This window comes from Telluria sp. AZSoR62 (genome assembly GCF_058111565.1).
In genome coordinates this window covers 1-240 of sequence record NZ_JBYTST010000550.1, presented here as the reverse complement: position 1 = coordinate 240, position 240 = coordinate 1, and the positions used below count along the sequence as shown (strand labels likewise).

At 50.4% G+C, this 240-nt stretch carries 1 pseudogene; it reads right to left on the bottom strand.

Annotation, left to right across the window (positions count from 1 at the left end):
- Nucleotides 1-240, bottom strand: a pseudogene (locus AC3XQU_RS24725) (Card1-like endonuclease domain-containing protein); the annotation flags it as partial.

Here is a 240-nt window from a genome sequence, read left to right as displayed (position 1 = left end):
AAGCTGATTTTCGGACTACTGCCGGCAGTATGAAACTTGCCGTTTAACCAGCGGACGAAATGTTCGTGCGCTGCTGCAGTATTGGCGAATCTGGAAACGAAATCGCTGGTCGACTTCCAGTCTTTTTGCTGATTCGAGTCATGGATTGATGCTAACGCTACGTTGAAGGCGCCCTGGGTCTCCAGACTCTGTCTATCTGTCTCGTCCGACCGTGTGTAGCAGAGAACAACGACATCAGAA